This window comes from Bradyrhizobium sp. LA2.1 (assembly GCF_040547725.1).
GTDB lineage: Bacteria > Pseudomonadota > Alphaproteobacteria > Rhizobiales > Xanthobacteraceae > Bradyrhizobium > Bradyrhizobium barranii.
On record NZ_JBEPQI010000018.1, the window covers coordinates 96538 to 118317 of the forward strand.

A 21780-nucleotide genomic window follows, 5' to 3' on the forward strand; every position below is an offset into this window, starting at 1 on the left:
GCCATGGCAGACAACATCGCCGACCTCATCCTTGGCGGTGATCCCAGCACGCACTTGCTTCAAGAAGCCTTTGCCTTTGATATCACCCTGACGAAGATCCGGTGCGCGGCATGCAACACCGTGTCCTGCCTTGGCTCTCTCGCCGTCGACGGCGGGCCGCTGGAGGCGCTCGTCAAATGCGCCGATTGCGGAAGCGATCTGATGAAGGCGACGCGCACTCAGAGGGGATGTGTCCTTGAAATGCACGGTGCCCGGCACCTGTACTTCTGAATGCCGCGCCCGATCGCCCGCCAAGCCCCGAAATCAAAGACCCGCCATGCACGGTGAAGACATCCACCTCGCTGAAATCGAGCGCCAGATTGCCGCCACGGCGGCGAAGCTTCGCGAGCTGATTGAACAGTCCGCCTCACATCTCGCCGCGATGAGCGAAGAGCTTGTCGGCCAGCGAATTGACGATCAGGCCGCACGGCTCGAGATTCTGATCAGGCGCCGCGACGAGCTCCTCAGAGCCAGATCCGGCGAAGACTGAAAAGGACGGCCGGGGCAGATCGGGAAGCGTCAGCCGTGAAATTTCAACCCGTCGACGATCTTGTCGATCACCTTGCGCTCGGCGCGCATGGAAATCCCAACCAGATTCAGGTCTGTGCGGGAAACGGCCTTCACGACTTCGCGGTTGGCGGCATCGTGAGTGGTCGTGAACATGTCCTCGGTATAGAGCCCGGGCGTCACCCCGCGAGACAGTGCGCGATCGAGCGCGCGTGACAGCGCCGCGCGGTCGGCGCCATAGATCAGGATGGGCTGGCCGATCAGCGGCAGATATTTCGTCCCGGAGCCGTCTTCGTAGGGGTCGCCGATGCAGGCCGGAAAAGCCGCCGCGATCCCGCCGGCGAGGAAAGAGGCCACGTTCAGCTTCTGCCACGGCTCAAGGTCGGTGCGGACCACGACCGCGATCTTGGTGTCAAATTGCATGACGGATTTATCGCTATTCCTCAGCGCTCGCGAAGAGCGAAAGAGCCCTTACTCCATGCTTGCGCGCATCGAACGCTTTTGCAAGTGGGCCACTTCCGCGGACGCCCTTCGGGTGCAAACCGATTATATCGATTTCACCTCGCCGCCGTCCATCCGCAATGCCGAGCCGGTCATCCAGCGCGCGCCGGGCGATACGAGGAACGCCATCAACTCGGCGATCTCTTCCGGCTCGCCGTAACGCGCGATCCCGGCGTCCTTGGGAAACTTCGCCGTGGCTTCCTCGACGGTCATGTTGTGCAGGGGCGCCCAGTGCTCGAGGTAGGAGCGGCGGCGGCCCGTCATCACCGGCCCCGGCAGGACGCTGTTGACCTGGACGCCATCGCTGATTCCCTTGTCGGAGAACGCCTTTGCCAAGGCGACGATTGCAGCGTTGATGGTGCCGACCGCGGCATAGGGCGCCTTGGGGAAAGAGGCCGAGTTTCCCGACATCAACACCACCGCCCCCTTTGCGGCCATGAGCGACGGCCAGGCGGCGATCGTGAGCCGCCGGGCGCCATGCAGCTTCAACGCCAGTCCGGCGTCCCACTGTGCCTCCGTCGTCTCGAACAGATCGACCTGAGGTACCGCGCCTGCGATATTGAGCAGGGCATCGATCCGGCCGAACGCCGCCAAGGTCTGGTCGACGACAGATTGAGCGGCACGAGGTTCGGCCAGATCGGCGTCGATCACCAGCACCCCGGCGCCGGCGGCCCTGACCGCCTTTGCGGTGTCCTCGAGATTGGCGCGGTTTCGTGCGACCAGGGCAAGCGCCGGGAAATCGCGCGCCAGGCGCACCGCGGTCGCCCGGCCGATTCCCTGGCTCGCACCCGTCACGATCGCGACTGATTTCGACATATCAACCCTCCCGAATACCAAGCTTGTAAATATCAGTCGCGAACGACGACCATCTTTCCGACCGCCTCGTTCGCCTCCATGACGCGATGCGCCTCGCGAATCTCGTCGAAGCGAAAGACCCGCGCCGGCTTGACGTCCAGCCGGCCGGCTGCGGCGTCGGCGGCGATTTCCCGCAGCGGCACGTCGGAGAGCGGGAACCCGGGCGTGCCGAACACGAAGCTACCGAAGAAGGTCAGGTAGACGCCGCTCGGCATCTGCAGCAGCGGGTTGAAATCCGGAATCGGATCAAGCCCGCCGAGCCAGCCGGCGAGACAGGAGCGGCCGCCGCGGCGAAGCATGGCGAGGGAGTCGAGCACGACGCTGTTGCCGACGAGGTCCAGGACTGCGTCGACCTGCTTCGCCTCGGGCAGATGCTTCGAGAGATCGCGCCGTTCAATTTCGCACCGCGCGGCTCCGAGCTTCTCCAGCGTGGCAAAGCGCTCCCGGCTGCGCGTCGTCGCGATGACCCGCGCGCCGGCATTGACCGCAAGCTTGAGTGCGGCCTGACCGAACGAGGACGTCGCTCCGCGAATGACGAGAAGCTGACCTTTCTCGAGATCGAGATTTCGAAAGAGACAGGTCCATGCCGTCGCGAAGGTTTCGGGGATCGCTGCGAGCTCGGCCCAGGGCAAATCCGCATCGATCGATGCGACATTCGAGACCGGCGCACGCGTGTATTCGGCGTAGCTGCCATTGATGGTCCGGCCGAGACCGCCCATCAATGCGGCCACCTTGGCGCCCACCGGAAATTCTCCGCCCGGGCACGACTTCACGCGACCGACGCATTCGATGCCGCTGATCGGCGCCGCTTCGGCCCATTCACCCCGGCGCATGTGCATTTCCGCATGATTGATGCCGAATCCCTTGACCTCGATGACGGCATGACCAAGCTGCGGCTCCGGCTCCGGAACATCCCGATAGACGAGGCTGTCCAAACCACCGAATTTTTCAAGAACGATAGCGCGCATAATGGCTCTCCTGACGTTGCTCGCGGCGAGGGAAGCGGCGGTTACCTATTCGAATTCAGCTGGCCAAGAAAATCACTGATCGAAGCTGCGATCTCCCGCGCATGAGTCTCGAGCGCAAAGTGCCCCGTGTCGAAGAAGCGCACTTCGGCGCCCGGCATGTCACGCTGAAACGCCTTCGCGCCCGCCGGCAGGAAAAAGGGATCGTTCTTGCCCCACACTGCCAGGAAGGGCGGCTTGTGCTTGCGGAAGTAGGCCTGGAATTCCGGATACATGGCGACGTTGGTCCTGTAGTCGCCGAAAAGATCGAGCTGGATCTCGTCCGCGCCAGGGCGCTCGAGATAATGGTTGTCGAGCGTGTATCCGTCCGGGGAGATCAGGGAGGCGTCAGGCACCCCGTGGGTGTATTGCCAGACCGTCGTCTCCGGCGAAAGGAATGATCGCAGCACCGCCCGATTCGCTTGCGATGCATCTTGCCAGTAAGCCCGGATCGGGCTCCAGCCATCGCTCAATCCCTCCTCATAAGCATTGCCATTCTGCGAGATGATGGAAACGATGCGTTCGGGATGTCGAAGAGCCATCCGAAAGCCCGTCGGCGCGCCATAGTCGAAGACGTAGAGCGAAAAGCGAGGAAGTCCGATGACTTCCGTGAACCGTTCGATCACCTGCGCCAACGCGGCGAACGTATAGGCAAAGCTTTCGCGCGCCGGCATGTCGGACTGGCCGAACCCAGGCAAATCCGGCGCCACCAGTCGGAAGCGATCCGAGAGCGCCGGGATCAACTCGCGGAACATGTGGCCAGCGGTCGGAAATCCGTGCAGCAGCAGCAAGGCGGGCGCGTCAGCCCGGCCAGCCTCCCGGTAAAATACGTTCAGTCCGTCCACGTCCGCCTTGCGGTATCGAATGCTCGTCATCTGCGGTCCCTCCCTCGACACCTGTTGCGCCCGGTGAAATCGATGTTCCGATGGCAGCCGATCCGAGGCGGTCTCACCTGGACATTCGTGACTCGGGACGATCCGGTTACAGACTCCCCGGGGATTTCTGCCCGTACGAGACGGCCTGTCGCCTGCTCTGCCCGATCTATCGCCCCTCGGATCTACTCATTCGAACTCCCTGCGATAGTCCGTAGGAGTCCAACCCGTCGCTTTGCGAAAGGCGGAGCTGAAGGAGCTCGTTTGCGCATAGCCCAGGCTGAGTGCGATGTCCGTAATCGATACCGCGCGATCCGCCAGCCGCAGCTTGGCGAACTCCATGCGTCGCTGCACCTGATACTGGTAGGCCGGGATTCCGAACGACTTCTTGAAAGCGCGGCAGAAGTGGTGAACGCTGAGCCTGACGAGCTCGGCGAGCTTGAGGAGGCAGACCTGCTCTCCCAGATGCCCCTCGACGTACTCGACCACGACACGCTTCTGCCAACCCGCGAGACCTCCACGACTGACCGCTGCCGGTTCGCGAACAACATCGTGATCAGACCTGGAAAGCTCGTGGGCGAGCACGCCGCAGAGCGCTTCGAGGTAGGGCGCGCAATTCGTCTCGGCGCTCTCGATCGCCTTCTTCAATTTGGAGGCGGTTTCCCAGACCAGCGGATCCTCGAAGTATATTCTTGGCGCGAGCCCGGCCGCGCCGTCGTCGGACTTGTGAAGCGCGGCGGGATCGAAATAGAGGAAGGTCACCTGCGCCGACGAGGCAGTCTCATGCCATTCCCGATAGGCGCGTCCCGCCGGGACAAAGGTCAGCCTGTGCTCGGAACCGCGCAGCTTCGACGAGCAGAGGCCATCGATGGAGGTCTCACCGCTTTTCCGCGCTCCCTCGTTGTACAACGCCAGGAGATGTCTCGATCCCTGAAAGCGAAATTCAATCCTGTTTCCGACCGGGAGGTGAACGCTCTCCGAAAACCACCAACGCCAGCCTATCCCAAGGCGCTTCACCGGCTCGGAAGGCGTTATGCTGACCGTCGGATGAAGCGCCGCGTCGGACGGCCTGGAAGACAGCGTCTCGTCCACCGGCCGGATTGGCGAAGCGGAGACCGCCGTCCGTGGCGTGCTCTCACTCGAATTTGATACGTACATCCCCATCGTCGTCGCCCTGTTCTGTGCTCCGGATGGCCGCGTCCAATCGTCAACGAATTTCTGCACGGAGGAGACGCCCTGATCGCCTGGATACGGGCGTTGAAGCCGCAAGCTGCACGTGGCGTTACCTCTCCGGTCAAGGCGCGCTGCCAACGCCGGCTGACAGCACCGCACAGGGGCAACATGCTTTTCATCGCGCTGGCGGACAATCTCACGCTTGTGCTGTTCCGGCCCATACTTAGGTATGGGTCGCGTGCAGTGACGGCGCCGAGATGATTCAGCACGAGATGCCAGTCCCGAAGCTTCAGCCCTGGAGTTGGAGCGCTTCTGCCATTCGGACGAGCATTGCCGCGGTTTTTGCCCCGAGCTTCCGCATCACGCTGCCACGATGCATCTTGACTGTCGCTTCGCTGATCGAGAGCTCGCTGGCGACCTGCTTGTTCATCAGACCGGATGCCACCAGCGTCATCACTTGCCGCTCGCGCGTGGTCAGGAGTGCAAACTTCTCCTGCAACTGCGCCAGGTGCGCGCTGTCGTCGCGCCGATCGATGTCCTTCCGGATCGCGGCCGTGATCGCATCGAGAAGATCCTGATCCCGTATCGGCTTGGTGAGAAAATCGACCGCCCCCAGCTTCATGCCTCTGACCGACATGGGAATGTCGCCAAAGGCGGTCATCAGAATCACCGGGATTCCGACATTGATTTTCGTCAGGTACTCCTGCAGCTCCAAGCCACTCGTGCCGGGCAATCTGACATCGAGCACCAGACACGCAGGGGCATCCGACAGTTCGACCTTGAGGAAATCCGAAGCAGATCCGTACAAGGCCACTTTGTAGTGCAGGGACTCGAGCAGGTCGCCAAGGGACTCGCGAACCGCGCGGTCATCGTCGACAATATGCACAACGCCGGAAGGAGGCATGTCTACCGGCTTTCCGACGTCTGAACCGCCTGGCGAAGCGGGAGAGCGAAGGTGAACTTCGCTCCGCACCTCCCGTTTTCTTCCACCCATAGCTGTCCTCCGTGGAGTTTCACTATCTTGCGGCAGATCGACAGTCCCAGACCGAGTCCCGCTCCCTTCGTCGTATAGAGCGTCTCGAAGACCCGCTCTCTATCAGCCGGGCTGATGCCGCCCCCCGTATCCGCGATTGCCACGGAAATCATACCATCGGCGACCCCCGAAGAGAGGGCCAAAATGCGGTTCCCGTCCTCGACCCCGGTCATGGCCTCGATCGCATTGCGCACGAGATTGAGCGCGACCTGCTGGACCTGAACACGGTCTGCTTCGACACGAGGCGATGATCGATCGAAGTCGGTACGGACGATGACCCCGGCCCGCTCGATTTCCCTGTTCGACAGAAGCAGAACCTCCGCAACCGCATCGTTGATATCGAACTCGGCAAAATGGACCTGCGTGCCCCGCACGAGAGAGCGGACCCCGGTCACAACCTCCGCAGCCCGGCGTGCCTGCCTGATGATGCGTGCGACCGATTTGCGGGCCTCCCCGGCTTGAACGGGATCCCGGGCGAGCCATCGGAGGCAAGCTTCCGCGCTCATGATCATGCCCGTCAGCGGCTGATCGATCTCGTGAATGATCGAGCCGGCGAGCTCGCCAAGGGACGTCAGACCCGTCGCCCGCGCAAGCTCGTTTCGCGCGTCGGCGAGAGCCTGCTCCGCCGCCTTCCGTTGCGAGACATCCGTGATGATGCCTTCCAGCTCGAGGTCTCCCGTGGGCCCCTCATCGAATTGCCCGACGGCCACGACATGCAACGTCTTGCCGTCCCGGTGAACCACCCGGTACTCGTGGGTGAATGGCGACTTCGTGCTGATCGCCTCGGTGAGGTCCTGCTCCAGCGCGGGATAATCCTCGGGGTGGACCCGGCTCCTGAACACCTCGAAGGGCACGGGGTTTACGTCCAGGTCGATATCCAGGATGCGGTAACATTCGCGCGATCCGCGGGAGAGCAGGGTCCGCGTGTTCCAGCGATAGCTGCCCATCCCGCCGATCTGCTGACCTCTGACCATCCACATATTGGTCTCGCGCAGCGCCTCGAACAGGCGGACGGATTCGAATGAGACGGCGGCCTGATTGGCCAGCATGGATGTCACCCAGACGCATCGCGGCGTGAAGATCTCCGCATCTCCATCCGCTTCGAGATAGAGAACGCCGATCGCCCAGTGCTGGTGAATCAACGGCAGGCACAGCTGCGCTATCTTTCCAGACGGTGGGCTCGCGGGATCGATCAGTGCCGAGCTCTCCGCGCCGGCTTGCCTCACGACCGTTTGCTTTCGATCGAGCACCTGTTCGGCAAGGTCGCTCGGCAAGCGGAATTCGGCGTGCGGCGGGAAGGAGGCAAGGAAGTTCGCCCTCTCGCGCGGGAAGCTCGCATCGGCCTTGGCAAGCAACTCTCTTTGTCCGCTGAGCAGGATCGCCCCCCGACTGGCCCCGGAGTAGCTCAGCGCCTCCATGAGGAGAGCCTTGGCCAATCCCTGATAGCTGATTTCTCTCGAGATAATCTGAAACGCCTTTGCGACCAGATCCAGTTCGTGCGTCTCGTTATCAAGCCTCATACCGAGATGTCTCGTCGTGAAAATCATTTCCAGACGTCTCGACGCATCACCCCGCCGCTTGCGGATCGAGGGGTGGGACGAGAGCGCGTTCAGTACGCCGCAACATGTAACGGGACTTGCGAACGTTGCCAAGTTTGGTTGCCGAGAGCCACAGTTCACGAGCCCGCGCCATGCACGTCGTTGCGCATTGCCCCGATTTTTTTCGAAGCAGGTGTAACCGATGCGACGGTTGCTCCGAATGTCCACGAAAGTGCGGAGCAGCGGCAGTGCGCCCCGCTGGCCGTCGGCATGACCCGCCTGCTGTTCAGGCGCGATCGGGGTGTCGAGACACTGCCGCGCAGGCCTGCATCGGCAAGGAAACAGGAATGATGACCGCGGACTCTCCGAAGACAGAACGCCTGAATGCCCTCTCGGACGCGGTTTTTGCAGTCGTTATTACAATTCTCGCCCTGGACCTGCGCCCGCCGCACGCTCCGAGCCTCAATGCTCTGTTCGAACTCTGGCCGACCGTCATCGGCTACGCGGTCAGCTATCTCTTCATCGCCATCGTCTGGGTGAACCATCACCATCTTCTGCACTATGCCAGCGCGGCGACGCCCCGACTGATCTGGGGAAACTTCGCTCATCTGTTTTCCGTATCGCTGCTGCCGTTCTCGACAGCCTGGATCGCGAGCTCAAAGCTGGCGCCGCTGCCCGTCACCGTCTATGCCGGCGTATTCGCCCTGGTAAACGCGACCTATCTGCTGCTGTGCTGGGAAGCCGTCGACCGGCCGGCGATCGAGGCGATCCAGGCGCGCATGATGATGCGGATGCGATCCTTGACCACCCTGCTCGGCTTCCTCGCCGCGGCGGCCGTCTCGTTGCACTATCCCATGCTCGCGCTGGTCATGATCTGTATCTGCCTTGCAGTGTATCTCAAGCCTCATGTCGCAGGACACGCGCCGCATCTTGCTTCAGCAGATACAACGATACCGCAAGCAGCACGACATCCTTCATCAGGAACGGAACGTTGCCCGTCATCGCCGGAAAGCCGCCTGCAGCAGCGTCCCAACCGTCCGGCATAAACGGAATGATCGTGACTGTTGCGATGAAGGTGCCGGTCGATCCAAGGGCGCCCAGAATGCCGAGGCGCTTGCTCCAGAAGCCCGCGAATATCAAAGCGCCAACGGTCCATTCGGCGACGCCGAGGAACCAGCTGGCACCTTGATGGCCGAAAGCGGGATAGAGCCACCAGATCAGCGGACCGTTGCTGATGAAGGGGTCCAGGCGATCCGCCTCGTACGCCCACCATTTCTGGTAGCCGAAGAAAAAGAACAGGATCACCATCGACGCCCGGACGATGTGGTAATCCAGGTCTCCCGCAAGCAGCCCCGATATCGGCAGCCTGCTTGCGAATGATTTGCGCGGGGCACGCGCCAATGTACTCATGGTGTCGATCCTCCTGATCCTAACTGACAGGCCCTTGCGTGGTCAGCGTCTGACCGAGATCGATCAGAAGCCGGCAGACAAGACCGTCGGGGGCGAAGTCGAGATCGACCTGCGCGCCCGGCAGGGCCCTTGCGATCAGTTGCGTGCCAAAGCCTCTGCGTTCGGGCTTGGTCACAATCGGTCCGCCGCGCTCGCGCCACTGGATCGCAAGACCTTGTCCGCCGAGATAGGACGGACTCTTCCAGATCACCTCGACGGCTCCTGCCGTCGATGTCAGCGCGCCGTACTTGCTCGCGTTGGTAGCCAGCTCGTGAATGATGACGTGCAGCGCCAAGGCGATGTGCGGCTCCAGCGTGAGGTCCGGCCCCGCGAGCAGAATGCGGCCCCTGTGAAACATCGCGTGCGGCTTGAGCGTTCGCTCCAGCATCGCCGCGAGAGACACTCGCTGCTCTCCCGCGGATTCGATCATCCTGTAGGCATCGGACAGGGTCGCGATCCGTGCCGAGAGCGCCTCGCGAAAATCGGCGGTCGTATTCGCATCGGTGTTGTTCACGAAGCACAGAACGATACCGAGGATATTGCGCATGCGATGCTGCAATTCCCTGACGACAAGCTCGAGCTCGTCATTCCGGATCGGAGCGATCCGCTCAAAGTGCGCGCACCCGCTTCCGCCGTCGTGGAACGAACCGGTGACAGTGTGCCTCATGTGCAGACCTATCGCTGTTTGCTGAACCGGATTTCGATCAACACCCGCGGCAGATTTTCAGCTTCTTGTCGAGATCTGCGTCCAGACCTTCCAGTTTCCGGTTGAAGTCGGTAATGCGCTTCTGCAACGCATCCTCGGCGACTGAATTCGGCATGAATTCATTGCCGCGCGGCTGCACCTGGACGGTCTCAGCCGGGCTCGGCGCTTTCGGCGACGGCGCCGGGAGTGGATCTGCCAGGGCGGTTAGAGGAATGGCGGCGAAGCTCAGGATGAGGGATGAACGGAGTTGCATGGTCGCGCCTCAACGCAGTTGATTGCCATGATGACGCGCACATTATGCAGCATGTGTACGAGCCTCGCTGTTCGTGGATTGCGCCGATTGAGGCGATATTGTTGGAAATGATTCCGTCTGCGCCCCGATTCATCCTAGGGTGCCGCCGGCGCGGGCCTTTGCTCCGCGAGAATGACCGAGAAGAGCCCGCTGTCGTCAGTCCAATCGGCGATGGGATTCCACCCGCCGGCCTGCAGCAGGACGAAGGCATCCCTCCGCCCGTATTTGAGGCTGTTCTCCGTGTGGATGGTCTCGCCCTTCGACAACGAGAAGACGCGACCGTCGACCTCGAAGCGGACGTCGCGCGTGGCTTCCAGATGCATCTCGATACGCGCCTCCGCATCATTCCAGCGCGCCAAATGGCGAAACGCGCCCAGGGGAATCGAGCCGCCCAGCTCGCGGTTGATCCGGTGCAGGAGGTTGAGATTGAATGCGGCCGTCAGCCCTTGCGCGTCGTCATATGCCGGCAGGAGAACATCCTGATCCTTGATACGGTCGATGCCGATCAGCAGCATCGATCCGGCACCCAGGGTCACCGCCATCGCCCGCAACAGGTCGACCGCCGCAGGCACAGTGAGGTTTCCGATCGTCGACCCCGGAAAGAAGCCGAGGCGCGCGGTCGCCCCAATCTCTTCCGGCAAAGAAAAGGGATAAGTGAAGTCGGCCTCGGTTGGATAGATCGGCAGCCCTGGGAATGCATGGGTCAGGCCTGCCGCAACCTCCCGGAGGAATTCGCCCGAGATGTCGATCGGCACATAGGCAGAAGGCTCCGTCTCTGCCAGCAACAGTCGCGTCTTTGCCGACGAGCCTGAGCCGAATTCTATGACTGCGCGGCCCGGCCCCGCGAGCGCGGCGAGTTCCGATGCTGCGGACGCAAGGATCGATCGCTCGGTTCGTGTCGGGTAGTATTCGGGCAGCAGCGTGATGGCTTCAAACAGAGCCGATCCGCGGCGGTCATAAAGCCATCTCGCCGGAATTGCCTTTGGCGCGAGGCTCAGCCCTTCCATGATGTCATAGCGGAACGCCGCCGTCAGGTCGGCCACCGGAGATCGCATTTCGTTCTGGAGTTGAAGCAATTTCGGCTTTCCTTCGCACGACGTCTCGGTCGGCCCGGCCCGCGGCCGCAATGACGTCAGGAGACCAATGTGGACAATTTCTTCAGGCCGCGATGGATATTGATCTTGACCAGGGCCGCCGACTGTCCGGTCACACCGGCCGCTCGCGCGATGCTCAGACCATTGAGCTTCACGAGGCGGATCACACTCTCTTGCGCAGGCTTCAACCGCCCAAGCAGCTGGTCCAGCGCGGCAGCGCTGATCGCGGCACCTTCGTGATCCTCGATTGCGATGTCTTCGTCGAGCGCGAGCGCGCTGTAGCGAGACGCATCGCGCACACGATCGACCCATTTATAGCGGGCAATCGCCGTGACCCAGGCGCCGAAGGGCTTCGAGGCCGCAAACGTGTGGCGTTTCGCGTGAATGGCCAGGAGCACCTCCTGCCTCGCATCGTCGGCGGCGGGATAGGGAAGCCGGCGCGCGTAGTAGGCCCGAAGCCACAGATCCAGCTCCCGCAGCAATCGCTCATATGCGTCTGCATCCCCTGCTCGCGCCGCAAGCAGAAGCCGGCCCCATCGCTCCGAACAATCGTTCCATCTCTCCCAACGGGCCGCCTTCCGGCGATCATGTCGCGGCGAATCCGTATCCCCTCGGGGTCGTGCACGCGCGGGCTCGTCGCCGCAGGACGATGGCGTCGCCATAGAGGACGTGATGTCGTCACCCGAGAGCGCTTTCATCTTCGAAGGCTCCTGTCGAGACATTCAAGCAGCGCGCTCGTTTCGAACGGCTTTCTGAGAAGGCAGAATGCGCCGATCGAGGCCGCTTCGGCGTCCAGCTGCTTGTGAGGAAGCGCGGTAATGAGAATCACCGGCGCTCCGACCTTCTGCTGCTGGAGCTCGCGAACGAGGTTGAGCCCACCCATTCCAGGCATGTGAACGTCGGCAATGATGCAGTCGAAGCTGAACCGGCCGGCGTAGCTCAGCAGCGCTTCGGCCCTGTCAAACGGCTCGGAGCGGTAGCCGATCGATCGCATCAGATCCACCAAAGACAGGCACAGGGCCTCGTCGTCATCGACGACACCTACGTAAGGGACCTTCACCTGACTTACCCTCGCAAGACGCGATCATCATCGAAACGCGATCGCAACACGGGCGATTGAAGCGCAAGCCGCTCTCCAGTTGATCAGGCGGCTGCTGTCGTGACGTTCGATGCTTGTTCGCGAGAGGCACATGTTCGGTCTCCCCAACTGAGGAAAATCCAGTAGCTGCGCCAGGATCGGTTGCGCATGTCGGCCTCGAGCATGCGTTCGGTGGGTGCCTCCGACAATCTCGCGATTGTGATGCACAGACCCATACTTTGGTATGGGTTTGCATCGCCAAGGGCGAGCCACCAAGGGCGACGCGAGGTCAGGTCACGTCGATCCCGGTCGCCTGCGGCCGAACAGCGCAAGTTTGAGAAATGCACGATAACCCGCGCACAGCGCGTCCTTCGAAGCTTGGCTACCGTTCGGATAACGACAGACGTCGACGCCGCCCTTGGCGCCAATCCGCGACCTCGAGGATGAGACGACATCAGATGGACCATCTCATAAAGAAGCTGTCCGAGCTCGATCTGGTCAGAGGCGATTTTGACTACCATGCCACGCGTGTGGCGATGATCATCGTCTTCTTCGTCTTCAGCTGTCAGAAATGGTTCGACTACGAAGCGCACGCGTTGATTCCGTTCATCAGCAATGGTCCGCTGATCTTCTGGCTGTATCCGGTGTTTGGCGTGCGCGGCGCGGCCTACTTCCTGGGTTCAGCGGAATTGCTGTTTGGATTGCTTCTTCTGCTCGGCTTCTGGAGCAGAAGACTGGCGGTCCTGGGGTCGCTGGGTTCATGCGCGACCTATGTCGCCACCGTGACGATCATTCCGTTTTTCCACGATGCCTGGGCGGCGCCGGCCGGCGGCTTTCCTGCGGCCACGTTGCCGTTCCTCTTCCTCATGAAGGATGTCGTACTGCTTGCGGCTTCCGTCTATCTGCTCAAGCGGGATCTCCTCCGGGCGGCAGCCGACGTGTCGCCGGCTGAGAACGGGATTGTTCGACAGGAAGCGATGCAATAGCGCCGGTTGGCACTGGAAGAGCGGGATCAGCGTGCCGGGCCGCCTGATGAACGCAGCTTCCCAGCAGGCCGCCACAGCGCTGCGCGTATCCCAGGCGTGGCAGGCGCTCATGCAGAGCTGCGAGGGGACGCCAAGTTCATTCTCCATTTGAGCGTAGGTTTGCGGCGACGGCTTACAGACCTTGACACCGTCCTCGCTGAACGACCTTTCGAAGAATCCCGCAATTCCCCCACGCTCAAAGCTGGAAGGTCTGAACTTCAGCCAGGTTGTTCGCAGAGTGAACAGCCTGAAGCCAGCCGCGCGGAGCCGTCTTCCAGTTCACCGTGCCGATCGATGACGGCTTTGCAGTTGGTTGAGCCACGCCCCGGAATCGGAATGTGGCTCATGCCATGGCTCCGATCCCGGCTATTGTTGGGGATTGGCGTTGGGAGTACGTTCCCGGACGGGACAGGTGAACACCTTTCCCTCCTTTTCAATCGACTGGCCGGCTAGTTCCGGAGTCCGGCAGATGCACGTATCCTCGCGGGTATCCACGAATGGCAATGCCGGTCTCAAAGCGTCATGGGACGACGGCGAGCGCGTCTTTTGTCGCGAATGGCGCCGGGGCGCCGATGGCGATGTCAACAGTGTCCTGACCGTAAGGGCGGCTGCGGAACATCCGCCGGCCGCGGTCCTCGACCGGCTCGCCCATGAATACGCCTTGCGCGACGAGCTCGATGGGACCTGGGCCGTACGGCCGCTGGAGCTGATCCGCGACGGTGGTCGAACCTTGCTGATATTGGAAGACCCCGGCAGCGAGCCGCTCGAGCAGCTGCTCGGCGCGCCGATGAAGCTGACCCGGTTTCTGCGATTGGCTCTCGGCATCACCACCGCCGTCGATCAGCTGCATCGGCAGGGCCTGGTCCACAAGGATTTGAAGCCGGCCAATCTTCTGGTGACCGGGGCAGACGAGGTCAGGATCACCGGATTTGGCCTCGCATCTCGCCTGCCACGCGAGCGACAGCAGCTCGAACCACCGGAGACCATGGCGGGCACGCTGGCCTACATGGCGCCCGAACAGACCGGCCGCATGAACCGGTCCGTCGATTCCCGCAGCGATCTGTACGCAATCGGTGTGACGTTCTACCGGATGCTGACGGGCGCACTGCCGTTCACCGCGGCCAATCCGATGGAATGGGTGCACAGCCACATCGCGAGACGGGCCGTTCCGCCCGCCGAACGAGTCAATGACGTGCCTTACGCCGTGTCGGCGATCATCATGAAGCTCCTCGCCAAGACGGCCGAGGACCGCTACCAGACCGCCGCCGGCCTCAAGAGCGACCTCGAACGGTCACTCGCCGAATGGGAAGCGCAGGGACGGATCGATGATTTCGTCCTGGCACAAACCGATATACCGGACCGCCTGCTGATTCCCGAACGGCTCTACGGCAGGGAGCACGAGATCGAGGCGTTGCTCACCTCGTTCGATCGCGTCACCCGGAGCGGCACGCCCGAGTTGATCCTCGTGTCCGGCCCCTCCGGTATCGGCAAGTCCGCTTTCGTCGACGAAATGCAGAAGGCCTTGGTCCCGTTGGGAGGGTTCTTCGCCTCCGGCAAGTTCGATCAGCACAAGCGCGATATGCCTTACGCGACGCTCGCGCATGCGCTTCAAGGCCTTATCCGAGGCCTCCTCGCCAAGAGCGATGCCGATCTGGCACCCTGGCGTAGCGCACTGCACGACGCGCTAGGCCAGCTCGGTCAACTGATGGTGGATCTCGTACCGGAGCTGCGGCTGGTGATCGGGGATCAACCACTTGTCCCGGAGGCCCCCCCGCAAGACGCACAGCGACGCTTCCAACTCGTCGTTCGACGCTTCATTGGCATCTTCGCCAAGCCTCACCATCCGCTCGTGCTTTTCTTCGACGACCTGCAGTGGCTCGACGTGGCCACACTGGATCTGATCGCGTTTCTTCTGAACAGATCCGACCTGCAAAATCTGCTTCTCATCGCCGCCTATCGACGCAAGGATGTCGACGTCAAACATCCGCTGGCACAACGGCTCGTCGAAATTCGCGCCTCCCGTAAACGGGTGCGGGAAATCGACCTGGCACCCCTCACCCGCGCTGCCGTCGAGGAATTCACCGCGGATGCACTTCACTGCGAGCCGGCATACGCCATGCCCCTGGCGCAGCTGATATACGAGAAGACGAACGGGAATCCGTTCTTTCTCACGCAGTTTCTGCGGGCACTGGCCGAAGAAGAACTACTGGCCTTCGATCATGACAAGCGACAGTGGCGCTGGGATCTCGAACGCATCAAGGAAAAAAGCTACGCCGAAAACGTCGCGCGTCTCATGGTCGGCAAGCTGAGCGGTTTGCGCGACGAGACACGTCGGGCCCTGCTGGAGCTGGCCTGCCTGGGCAACAGCGCCGAGATCGCAACGCTCTGCCTCGTGCACGGAGCATCGGAGCAGACGCTGCACGCGGATCTGCGAGACGCGACGCGTCTCGAACTGGTCCGACGCCTCAAGAGCTCTTACGCGTTCGTCCACGATCGTGTGCAAGAGGCCGCTTATGCGCTTCAACCGGACCAGGACAGGCGAACGACCCTGCACCTTCGGATCGGTCTGGTCCTGGCAGCGCAGCTGACGCCCGACGAAACCAACGAGCGCGTCTATATCGTTGCCAACCAGCTGAACCGCGGCATCGCCGCTCTGACGAACGGCGCTGAACGCGAACAGGTCATTGCCGTCAATCTCGCCGCGGGCCGGCGCGCGCGAAATGCAACGGCCTACCACGCGGCAGCAACCTACCTTGAAATCGCCCGCGAACTGCTCGGGGAGGAAGGGCATCCGCGGTGCAGCCGGGACGCCTTCGCGATCGGCCTGCTCCACGCCGAATGCAAATTCCTGCTCGGCGAGCTGAACACGGCGGAAGCGGAATTGACGGTCCTGTCGCAGAGCTGTTCGGACATTCAGGCGAGCGCCGAGGTCGCCAGACTCCAGGCGCAGCTATACACCACCGCGGGACAGCTCGAGCGCGCGGTCGACGTTTGCCTCGCATTTTTGCGCAGAACCGGGATTGACTGGTCTCCTCATCCCAGCCGGAGCGAGGTGGACGAGGATCGGCGACGCCTGCGGAGCTTGACCGAAAAGCTGTCCGACGACCAGCTTCATGCGCTACCGCCGATGACCGATCCGGATCATCGTGCGACCATGGGCGTCCTGGCCGACCTCCTCACACCTGCGTTTCTCACCGATCGCAACCTCTCCGACACCATGCTCATGGAGGCCACTCGACTGACGCTCGAGCACGGGACCAGCCCTGAAGCGTGCTACCCGCTGACCGCCATATTCGGCGTGCTCGCGAGCAATTCAACCGATGCCGAACTTGGATTCCGATTATCACAATTTGGCGCAGCCCTTGCTGACAGGCAGCCGCAGACAGGGCTGAGCGGCCGGGCGCTTTTGGTATTCGGCCTTCACGTGACCCCATGGATTCTCCCGATCCGATCGGGACGGCCGTTCATTCGGCGCGCTCTTGCGATCTGCTTGACGACCGGAGATCTGGCATTCGCGGCGTATTCGCATCGCGGACTGATATCGGTGGATCTCTTCTGCGGCGATCCGCTCATGGACGTCTGCTCGAACGCCGAGCGGTCCCTGGCATTCGCCGAGGGTCTGGGCGTCCGATTGGCTGCGGAGGGCCTCATCAGGCAACGAGATCTGGCTCAGAGCCTTATGGGGCGCGATGGCCGGAATAACTTCGAGAGCCCCGCGGCGCTTCAGCCCTCGGATGCGAGCGAACCGATAAGCGCCTTCTTCTACTACGCGACGCAAATTCAGATCGAAGTCATTGCCGGACGTGACGATGTCGCGATTGCCCTCGCCGCACGCGCAGAAGCGCTCTCATGGTGCGCCCGCTCTTATTCGGATTTCACCGAATACCGGTTCTACACGGCGCTCGCTCATGCCGGGGCTTATCACGCATCACGCCCCGAGGATCGCGAGCGACGCCTCAACGACCTCCGCGAACACCACCGTAAGCTGACAGTCTGGTCCAACCGTTGCCCCGCGAATTACGCTGCCCGGCAGAAGCTCGTCGCGGCGGAGCTTGCGCGCATCGAAGGTCGCGAACTCGAGGCGGAACAGCTGTACGAGGAATCGATCCGATTGGCGCAAGAATCCGGCTTCGCGCAGATCGAGGCGATCGCTGCGGAACGCGCGGCAGGGTTCTACGAGGCGCGCGGCATTCGAACGGTCGTTCTTTCCTACCTGACAAAAGCGCGCGATTGCTACGCGCGCTGGGGCGCCGAGGCGAAGGTGAGCCAGCTCGAGAAACTTCATCCCAACCTGCGGGAGCGAGGATCCGCGCTCAGCGCCGCGGGGACGATCGGAGCACCTGTCGAGCAGCTGGACCTTGCGACGGTTCTCAAGGTGTCGGAGGCTGTTTCAGGCGAGATCGTGCTGGAGAAGCTCACGGAGACCCTGCTTCGTTCGGCCATCGAGCACGCGGGTGCGGAACGCGGCGTGCTGATTTTGCCGAGGGGTTCCGAGCTGAGAATTCGGGCGGACGCCGTGACTGGCGGCGGTTCGATCGCTCTCGATCTCGCCGATTCGCCGATCTCCGCCGCTGAAGTCCCGATGTCGATCGTGCTTTACACGGCTCGCACCCAGGAAAGCGTCGTGCTCGACGATGCCTCGACGAGCAGCGCGTTCGGCGGCGACGAATACATTCAGAAGAAGCACGTCCGATCGGCCTTGTGCGTGCCGCTCGTCAAGCAAGGCAGGGCGGTGGCATTTCTATATCTCGAGAACAATCTCGCCTCGCGCGTGTTCACGCCCGCCCGGATCGCGATTCTCAAATTTCTCGCATCCGAGGCTGCGACCTCGCTCGACAATGCCCGTCTGTACCGGGAGCTTCAGGAGCGGGAGTCGCGGATCCGGCGGCTGGTCGAGGCCAACATCATCGGGATCTTCATCTTCGATCACACCCCCGACATCCTCGATGCCAACGACGCGTTCCTGAAGACCATGGGATATGATCGCGAGGATCTCGCCGCGGGCCGGTTGCGCTGGGCAGATCTGACGCCGCCCGAATGGCAGGAGCGCACCGACCGCGCCCGGGCCGAATTGAAGGCGACGCGGGTTGTCCACCCGTTCGAAAAGGCGTTCTTCCGCAAGGACGGCAGCCGGGTGCCGGTGCTGACCGGCGGAGCCTTGTTCGACGACGAGCAGGAGCAAGGCGTTGCGTTCGTGCTGGATCTCAGCGAGCGCAAGCGCGCCGAAACCGAGGCACGCGAGAACGAGCAGCGTTACCGCGAGGCTCAAACGGAGCTGGCCCACGCCAACCGCGTGGCGGTGATGGGACAGCTGACGGCGTCGATCGCCCACGAGGTCAATCAGCCGAACACCGCCGTCATCGCCAGCGCGCAAGCGGCCTTGAGCTGGCTCGATCACCAACCACCGGCACTGGAGCAGACGCGCAGGGCGCTGACACGCGCCATCGAGAACGGCATCCGCTCCAGCGAGGTCATTGAGCGAATCCGGGATCTCGTCAAGAAATCACCGCCCAAACGGGATTCCCTGGCGATCAACAACGTCATCGGACAAGTCATCGAACTCACGCAGGCTGAAGCAGCGCGGCACGATGTGTCGATCCAGACGATATTCGCCGATCGTCTGCCCAAGGTCATCGGGGATCGCGTCGAGCTGCAGCAGGTCACGCTCAACCTGATCCTGAACGCCATCGAGGCCATGAGCGAGACAACGGGGGGCAAGCGCGAGCTGTTGATCCAGACCGCGAGAGCGGATGCCGAGAGCATACGCGTATCGATCACGGATTCGGGACCGGGCTTGTCGGCGGAGGGCCTCGCGCGGCTGTTCGAACCCTTCTACACGACCAAATCTGGCGGCCTGGGTGTCGGACTGTCGATATGCCGTTCGATCATCGTTGCGCATGGCGGCAGGCTCTGGGCGACTGCAAACGAACCGCGCGGAGCCGTCTTCCAGTTCACTGTTCCGATCGATGACGGCTTTACGGTTGGTTGAATCATCTCGGCTGGCGTCATCACACCGCAAGATTGGTGGGATGACCTGTAACCAAGGCCGGGCCGCGGACGAAATATAGGCATCGGATCGCGCCGGCGAAGCCAAGCACGGGCCGGAACAGGTCCGCCACCGACTGACGGTGCGCTGCAGGGAGAGATCAGTTGGGACTGTCCTGGCAACAAGGCCCGCTTTCAACGGGAGCAATCGGCCGCTTTCTCGTCCCCGAGCCGCTGCCCAAGCGACTCCTGTACGTCGAACCGTTACGCCGCCGCCTCCGCGTGCGCTTTGGGGGAAGCTGGATCGCCGAGAGCGAACGGGCGCTTCTGCTTTTCGAACCGGGCCGTTATCCCGTGGCCTATTTCCCGGAGGCCGATGTTTCCGCACATGTGCTGGAACCTACCGAGCACATCACTCAACACGCCGATCTTGGGCCGACGTCCTGGTACAGCGTTCGGGTCGACGAGCAACACATCGCGGCGCGAGGAGCATGGCGGCACACCAACCTGCCCGCCCATGCAGGCGATTTGCAGGGTCTGATCGCTTTTGCCTGGCGGGCCATGGATGCCTTCTACGAGGAAGACGAACGCATCGTGGGCCATGCCGCCGATCCCTATCACCGCATCGACATCCGCCAGACCTCGCGTAACCTCGTGGTCAACCACCAGGGCCGGGTCATCGCCGATACAAAGCGGCCGCTGGTCCTTTACGAGTCCGGCTTTGCACCGCGTTGGTATGTTCCACGTGCCGACATCGATGAGGCTGCCCTCACTCCGGTAAAGCTCCAGACCTTCTGCCCGTACAAGGGCCTCTGCAGCTATTACTCCATCGGAGACGCGCGCCAGGCGGCATGGTCGTATCCCGACGCCTATCCCGAAGTCCGCCGCATCTCCAATTTTGTATCGTTCGAGCCGGACATCGTGACCGTCCATCTCGATGGCACGCAGATACGTCTCGAACCCGGCCAATCGGTGGTGCCGCATGGCCCCGATCGTAATCTCGACATCGCCGAGGTGGTCGCCGAGCCAACGCCTGGTAGCCGGCCCCGCTGAAGCTGCAACCAGTCCCCTCCATCGACGCTCGTGAGACGAACGAGCATATCTTCGAGATCGCGCGGCATTCAGCCTTTCGCGTCCACGACTATTGTGTCCCGCAACGGAGCCGCTCATCCCGAGCCTCCACTACGGGAGCGCCACAATGTCCCATCGTTCGAACCAGACACGCTCGATCCGCTCCGCTTTTGCGGGCCTTCTCCTGATCGGCTTGCTGTCGCCCGCACATGCCTCCGACCGGAACAGCTCTCTCGACGTCCTCCCCGATCTGCCGTCGCGGGCCGCCGCGCGTCTCGCCTCGGCCGAGCCGACGTCGCGCCTGCCCTGGCTCGCTCCGGTCGGCCACCGTCAGCCGAGCCGGGCCGATGCGCCTCAATCGGATGCTCTGTCGGCCTGGGAGCGTGAGCAGCAGCAGCGCGATCAGATGCTGGATCGCAAGCTCATCATCTGCCGCGGATGCTGAGCTAGCCCGGCCACCTCACGCTCGCCTGCCTAGGCATTCTCGCCAGCCGATGCCGCCTCTGCACTCTTCGCCAGCTCCAGATCGTCAATCGTCGCAGGCGTCTGCGCAGACTTTCGCCATTGCGCGGGGGTGATGCCCATGTGGCTCTTGAACGCCCGCTGGAACGCCGCCTCGGACAGATATCCGACCGCTTCGGCCACCGCTCCGGTCGAGAGCGAGGATTTCCTCAGTTCGTTCGTTGCCAGCGTCATGCGGATGTCGGTCAGCAGTTCGCTGGGCGAACGTCCGACCTTCTCCTGGAATTGACGGGCGAGTGTCGCACGCGACATGTTGGCGAGCTGCGCGAGCTCGGGCAGCGTCCATGCGCGCGCGGGCGCATTGAACATGGCCGCGACGACCGGCGCGAGGCGTGGGTGACCTGCGAGCGCAAGCAGCCCGCGTGGCGCGTCTCCGATCTCGCTGGCGAGGCGCAGCACGAGCGCGAACATCGCCGTCGACAACGCGTTCAGCATCGCGCGGCCACCCAGCTGATCGTCTGCGGTCTCGCCGCGCATCAAGGCAACGAGGCCTGCGAGCTGCCCCGCCGTGTCCCGCTCTCCGGCCTGCGCGCCCGCCCTCACGATCAGCACCGGCGGCAGATAGTTGCGCAGCAGCCGGTCGTGCGGCGGGGCGATCGAAAAATGTCCGCACAACAGATCGAGCCGCGCGTCCGAGCCGGGATTCTCGCTGATCGTGAAGTTGAGTGACGCGCGGTTGCGGGCCTTCAGCGGCGCGGCTCCGCTGCCGTCGTGCATGACGTGCCGGGGGTTGCGCGGCAGCAGCAGAATGTCGCCGGCCTCCAGTAGCAACGGCCGGCCTCCCGCCGGATCGTCCAGCACCGCCGAGCCTGCGAGCACCGCATGGTACGGGATCTCGTTGGCCTCGCCCGGCCCCTGCTCGATCCGCCAGGGCGCGCCGTAGGAGCAGCGCAGGTCCAGACGGCCGCGTACCGGCATCATCTCGAACAGCCGGCTCAGCCAATCCATCGTATTCCTCTCTCTCGGCACGTCATTTGAGACGATTGAGCATATATACAAGCCTATCAAGCATTCAACATCTCAGATCGCGACCCTA

The 21780-nt window shown here is 62.7% G+C and carries 20 protein-coding genes and 1 pseudogene; 7 read left to right on the forward strand and 14 right to left on the reverse strand.

Going from position 1 to position 21780, the window contains the following annotated elements:
* Positions 1–3: 3 nt before the first annotated feature.
* Both ABIB95_RS30235 and ABIB95_RS30240 read left to right on the forward strand, forming a co-directional pair.
* Positions 4–270 (forward strand): DUF6510 family protein, encoded by a 267-nt coding sequence (locus ABIB95_RS30235; protein ID WP_354244734.1) that lies wholly within the window; start codon positions 4–6, stop codon positions 268–270.
* The gene (locus ABIB95_RS30240; RefSeq protein WP_144030811.1) at positions 236–529 is read left to right on the forward strand and encodes a hypothetical protein; all 294 of its coding nucleotides are present in this window, start codon (positions 236–238) and stop codon (positions 527–529) included. The genes ABIB95_RS30235 and ABIB95_RS30240 overlap by 35 nt, the downstream gene beginning before the upstream one ends.
* Before the next feature lie 29 nt (positions 530–558).
* Here the strand turns inward: ABIB95_RS30240 and ABIB95_RS30245 are convergent, their stop codons facing one another.
* The 7 genes from ABIB95_RS30245 to ABIB95_RS30275 form a co-directional block, all read right to left on the reverse strand.
* Positions 559–969: a DUF2000 family protein gene (locus tag ABIB95_RS30245; protein ID WP_085403505.1), complete on the reverse strand. Its 411-nt coding sequence runs from the start codon at positions 967–969 to the stop codon at positions 559–561.
* 123 nt (positions 970–1092) lie between these two features.
* Positions 1093–1863 (reverse strand): SDR family oxidoreductase, encoded by a 771-nt coding sequence (locus ABIB95_RS30250; protein WP_085403504.1) that lies wholly within the window; start codon positions 1861–1863, stop codon positions 1093–1095.
* A 32-nt stretch (positions 1864–1895) separates the two neighbouring features.
* Entirely contained in the window at positions 1896–2870 is a 975-nt protein-coding gene (locus ABIB95_RS30255; RefSeq protein WP_354244739.1) for a zinc-binding alcohol dehydrogenase family protein, read from the reverse strand.
* Between the two features lie 41 nt (positions 2871–2911).
* On the reverse strand, positions 2912–3781 hold the full coding sequence (locus tag ABIB95_RS30260) for an alpha/beta fold hydrolase (RefSeq protein ID WP_354244742.1): 870 nt from the start codon (positions 3779–3781) through the stop codon (positions 2912–2914).
* Between the two features lie 186 nt (positions 3782–3967).
* Complete coding sequence (locus tag ABIB95_RS30265; protein WP_223153775.1) at positions 3968–4687, reverse strand: helix-turn-helix transcriptional regulator; 720 nt, start codon at positions 4685–4687, stop codon at positions 3968–3970.
* A gap of 553 nt (positions 4688–5240) precedes the next feature.
* Positions 5241–5855, reverse strand: a complete 615-nt coding sequence (locus ABIB95_RS30270) for a response regulator transcription factor (protein WP_166078228.1) — start codon at positions 5853–5855, stop codon at positions 5241–5243.
* A gap of 2 nt (positions 5856–5857) precedes the next feature.
* Positions 5858–7504, reverse strand: a complete 1647-nt coding sequence (locus ABIB95_RS30275) for an ATP-binding protein (RefSeq protein WP_354244747.1) — start codon at positions 7502–7504, stop codon at positions 5858–5860.
* Positions 7505–7872: 368 nt separating this feature from the next.
* Here ABIB95_RS30275 and ABIB95_RS30280 point away from each other — a divergent pair.
* Positions 7873–8142 (forward strand): annotated as a pseudogene (locus ABIB95_RS30280) (TMEM175 family protein); the annotation flags it as partial.
* A gap of 277 nt (positions 8143–8419) precedes the next feature.
* Here ABIB95_RS30280 and ABIB95_RS30285 read toward each other — a convergent pair.
* The 6 genes from ABIB95_RS30285 to ABIB95_RS30310 form a co-directional block, all read right to left on the reverse strand.
* On the reverse strand, positions 8420–8932 hold the full coding sequence (locus tag ABIB95_RS30285; RefSeq protein ID WP_354244750.1) for a YkgB family protein: 513 nt from the start codon (positions 8930–8932) through the stop codon (positions 8420–8422).
* A gap of 19 nt (positions 8933–8951) precedes the next feature.
* A complete protein-coding gene (locus ABIB95_RS30290) occupies positions 8952–9638 on the reverse strand; it encodes a sensor histidine kinase (protein ID WP_354244753.1) in 687 nt (228 codons plus the stop codon).
* Positions 9639–9675: 37 nt separating this feature from the next.
* A complete protein-coding gene (locus ABIB95_RS30295) occupies positions 9676–9930 on the reverse strand; it encodes a hypothetical protein (RefSeq protein ID WP_063980878.1) in 255 nt (84 codons plus the stop codon).
* A gap of 134 nt (positions 9931–10064) precedes the next feature.
* Entirely contained in the window at positions 10065–11045 is a 981-nt protein-coding gene (egtD, locus tag ABIB95_RS30300) for an L-histidine N(alpha)-methyltransferase (RefSeq protein WP_354244756.1), read from the reverse strand.
* 56 nt (positions 11046–11101) lie between these two features.
* Positions 11102–11545 carry a sigma-70 family RNA polymerase sigma factor gene (locus tag ABIB95_RS30305; protein ID WP_354244759.1) on the reverse strand — a complete coding sequence of 148 codons (444 nt, stop codon included), beginning with the start codon at positions 11543–11545 and terminating at the stop codon, positions 11102–11104.
* A 212-nt stretch (positions 11546–11757) separates the two neighbouring features.
* On the reverse strand, positions 11758–12123 hold the full coding sequence (locus ABIB95_RS30310) for a response regulator transcription factor (protein ID WP_063980875.1): 366 nt from the start codon (positions 12121–12123) through the stop codon (positions 11758–11760).
* 476 nt (positions 12124–12599) lie between these two features.
* Here ABIB95_RS30310 and ABIB95_RS30315 point away from each other — a divergent pair, with 476 nt between their 5' ends.
* The 4 genes from ABIB95_RS30315 (at position 12600) to ABIB95_RS30330 (ending at position 20667) form a co-directional block, all read left to right on the forward strand.
* A complete protein-coding gene (locus ABIB95_RS30315) occupies positions 12600–13127 on the forward strand; it encodes a YkgB family protein (RefSeq protein WP_354244762.1) in 528 nt (175 codons plus the stop codon).
* Between the two features lie 508 nt (positions 13128–13635).
* On the forward strand, positions 13636–19155 hold the full coding sequence (locus ABIB95_RS30320) for a trifunctional serine/threonine-protein kinase/ATP-binding protein/sensor histidine kinase (protein WP_354244765.1): 5520 nt from the start codon (positions 13636–13638) through the stop codon (positions 19153–19155).
* A 161-nt stretch (positions 19156–19316) separates the two neighbouring features.
* On the forward strand, positions 19317–20204 hold the full coding sequence (locus ABIB95_RS30325) for a DUF427 domain-containing protein (RefSeq protein ID WP_354244768.1): 888 nt from the start codon (positions 19317–19319) through the stop codon (positions 20202–20204).
* A gap of 145 nt (positions 20205–20349) precedes the next feature.
* On the forward strand, positions 20350–20667 hold the full coding sequence (locus ABIB95_RS30330; RefSeq protein ID WP_247316178.1) for a hypothetical protein: 318 nt from the start codon (positions 20350–20352) through the stop codon (positions 20665–20667).
* Positions 20668–20696: 29 nt separating this feature from the next.
* Here ABIB95_RS30330 and ABIB95_RS30335 read toward each other — a convergent pair whose 3' ends face one another.
* The gene (locus tag ABIB95_RS30335; protein ID WP_354244771.1) at positions 20697–21692 is read right to left on the reverse strand and encodes an AraC family transcriptional regulator; all 996 of its coding nucleotides are present in this window, start codon (positions 21690–21692) and stop codon (positions 20697–20699) included.
* Positions 21693–21780: the final 88 nt, after the last annotated feature.

Excerpts from the sequence above, each read along its gene's own strand:
- ABIB95_RS30315 (WP_354244762.1), top strand. The coding sequence starts at position 12,600 with ATGGACCATCTCATAAAGAAGCTGTCCGAGCTCGATCTGGTCAGAGGC.
- ABIB95_RS30250 (WP_085403504.1), bottom strand. The coding sequence starts at position 1,863 with ATGTCGAAATCAGTCGCGATCGTGACGGGTGCGAGCCAGGGAATCGGC.
- ABIB95_RS30260 (WP_354244742.1), bottom strand. The coding sequence starts at position 3,781 with ATGACGAGCATTCGATACCGCAAGGCGGACGTGGACGGACTGAACGTA.
- ABIB95_RS30245 (WP_085403505.1), bottom strand. The coding sequence starts at position 969 with ATGCAATTTGACACCAAGATCGCGGTCGTGGTCCGCACCGACCTTGAG.
- ABIB95_RS30290 (WP_354244753.1), bottom strand. The coding sequence starts at position 9,638 with ATGAGGCACACTGTCACCGGTTCGTTCCACGACGGCGGAAGCGGGTGC.
- ABIB95_RS30295 (WP_063980878.1), bottom strand. The coding sequence starts at position 9,930 with ATGCAACTCCGTTCATCCCTCATCCTGAGCTTCGCCGCCATTCCTCTA.
- ABIB95_RS30335 (WP_354244771.1), bottom strand. The coding sequence starts at position 21,692 with ATGGATTGGCTGAGCCGGCTGTTCGAGATGATGCCGGTACGCGGCCGT.
- ABIB95_RS30255 (WP_354244739.1), bottom strand. The coding sequence starts at position 2,870 with ATGCGCGCTATCGTTCTTGAAAAATTCGGTGGTTTGGACAGCCTCGTC.
- ABIB95_RS30285 (WP_354244750.1), bottom strand. The coding sequence starts at position 8,932 with ATGAGTACATTGGCGCGTGCCCCGCGCAAATCATTCGCAAGCAGGCTG.
- ABIB95_RS30330 (WP_247316178.1), top strand. The coding sequence starts at position 20,350 with ATGTCCCATCGTTCGAACCAGACACGCTCGATCCGCTCCGCTTTTGCG.
- ABIB95_RS30275 (WP_354244747.1), bottom strand. The coding sequence starts at position 7,504 with ATGAGGCTTGATAACGAGACGCACGAACTGGATCTGGTCGCAAAGGCG.
- ABIB95_RS30235 (WP_354244734.1), top strand. The coding sequence starts at position 4 with ATGGCAGACAACATCGCCGACCTCATCCTTGGCGGTGATCCCAGCACG.
- ABIB95_RS30270 (WP_166078228.1), bottom strand. The coding sequence starts at position 5,855 with ATGCCTCCTTCCGGCGTTGTGCATATTGTCGACGATGACCGCGCGGTT.
- ABIB95_RS30320 (WP_354244765.1), top strand. The coding sequence starts at position 13,636 with ATGCACGTATCCTCGCGGGTATCCACGAATGGCAATGCCGGTCTCAAA.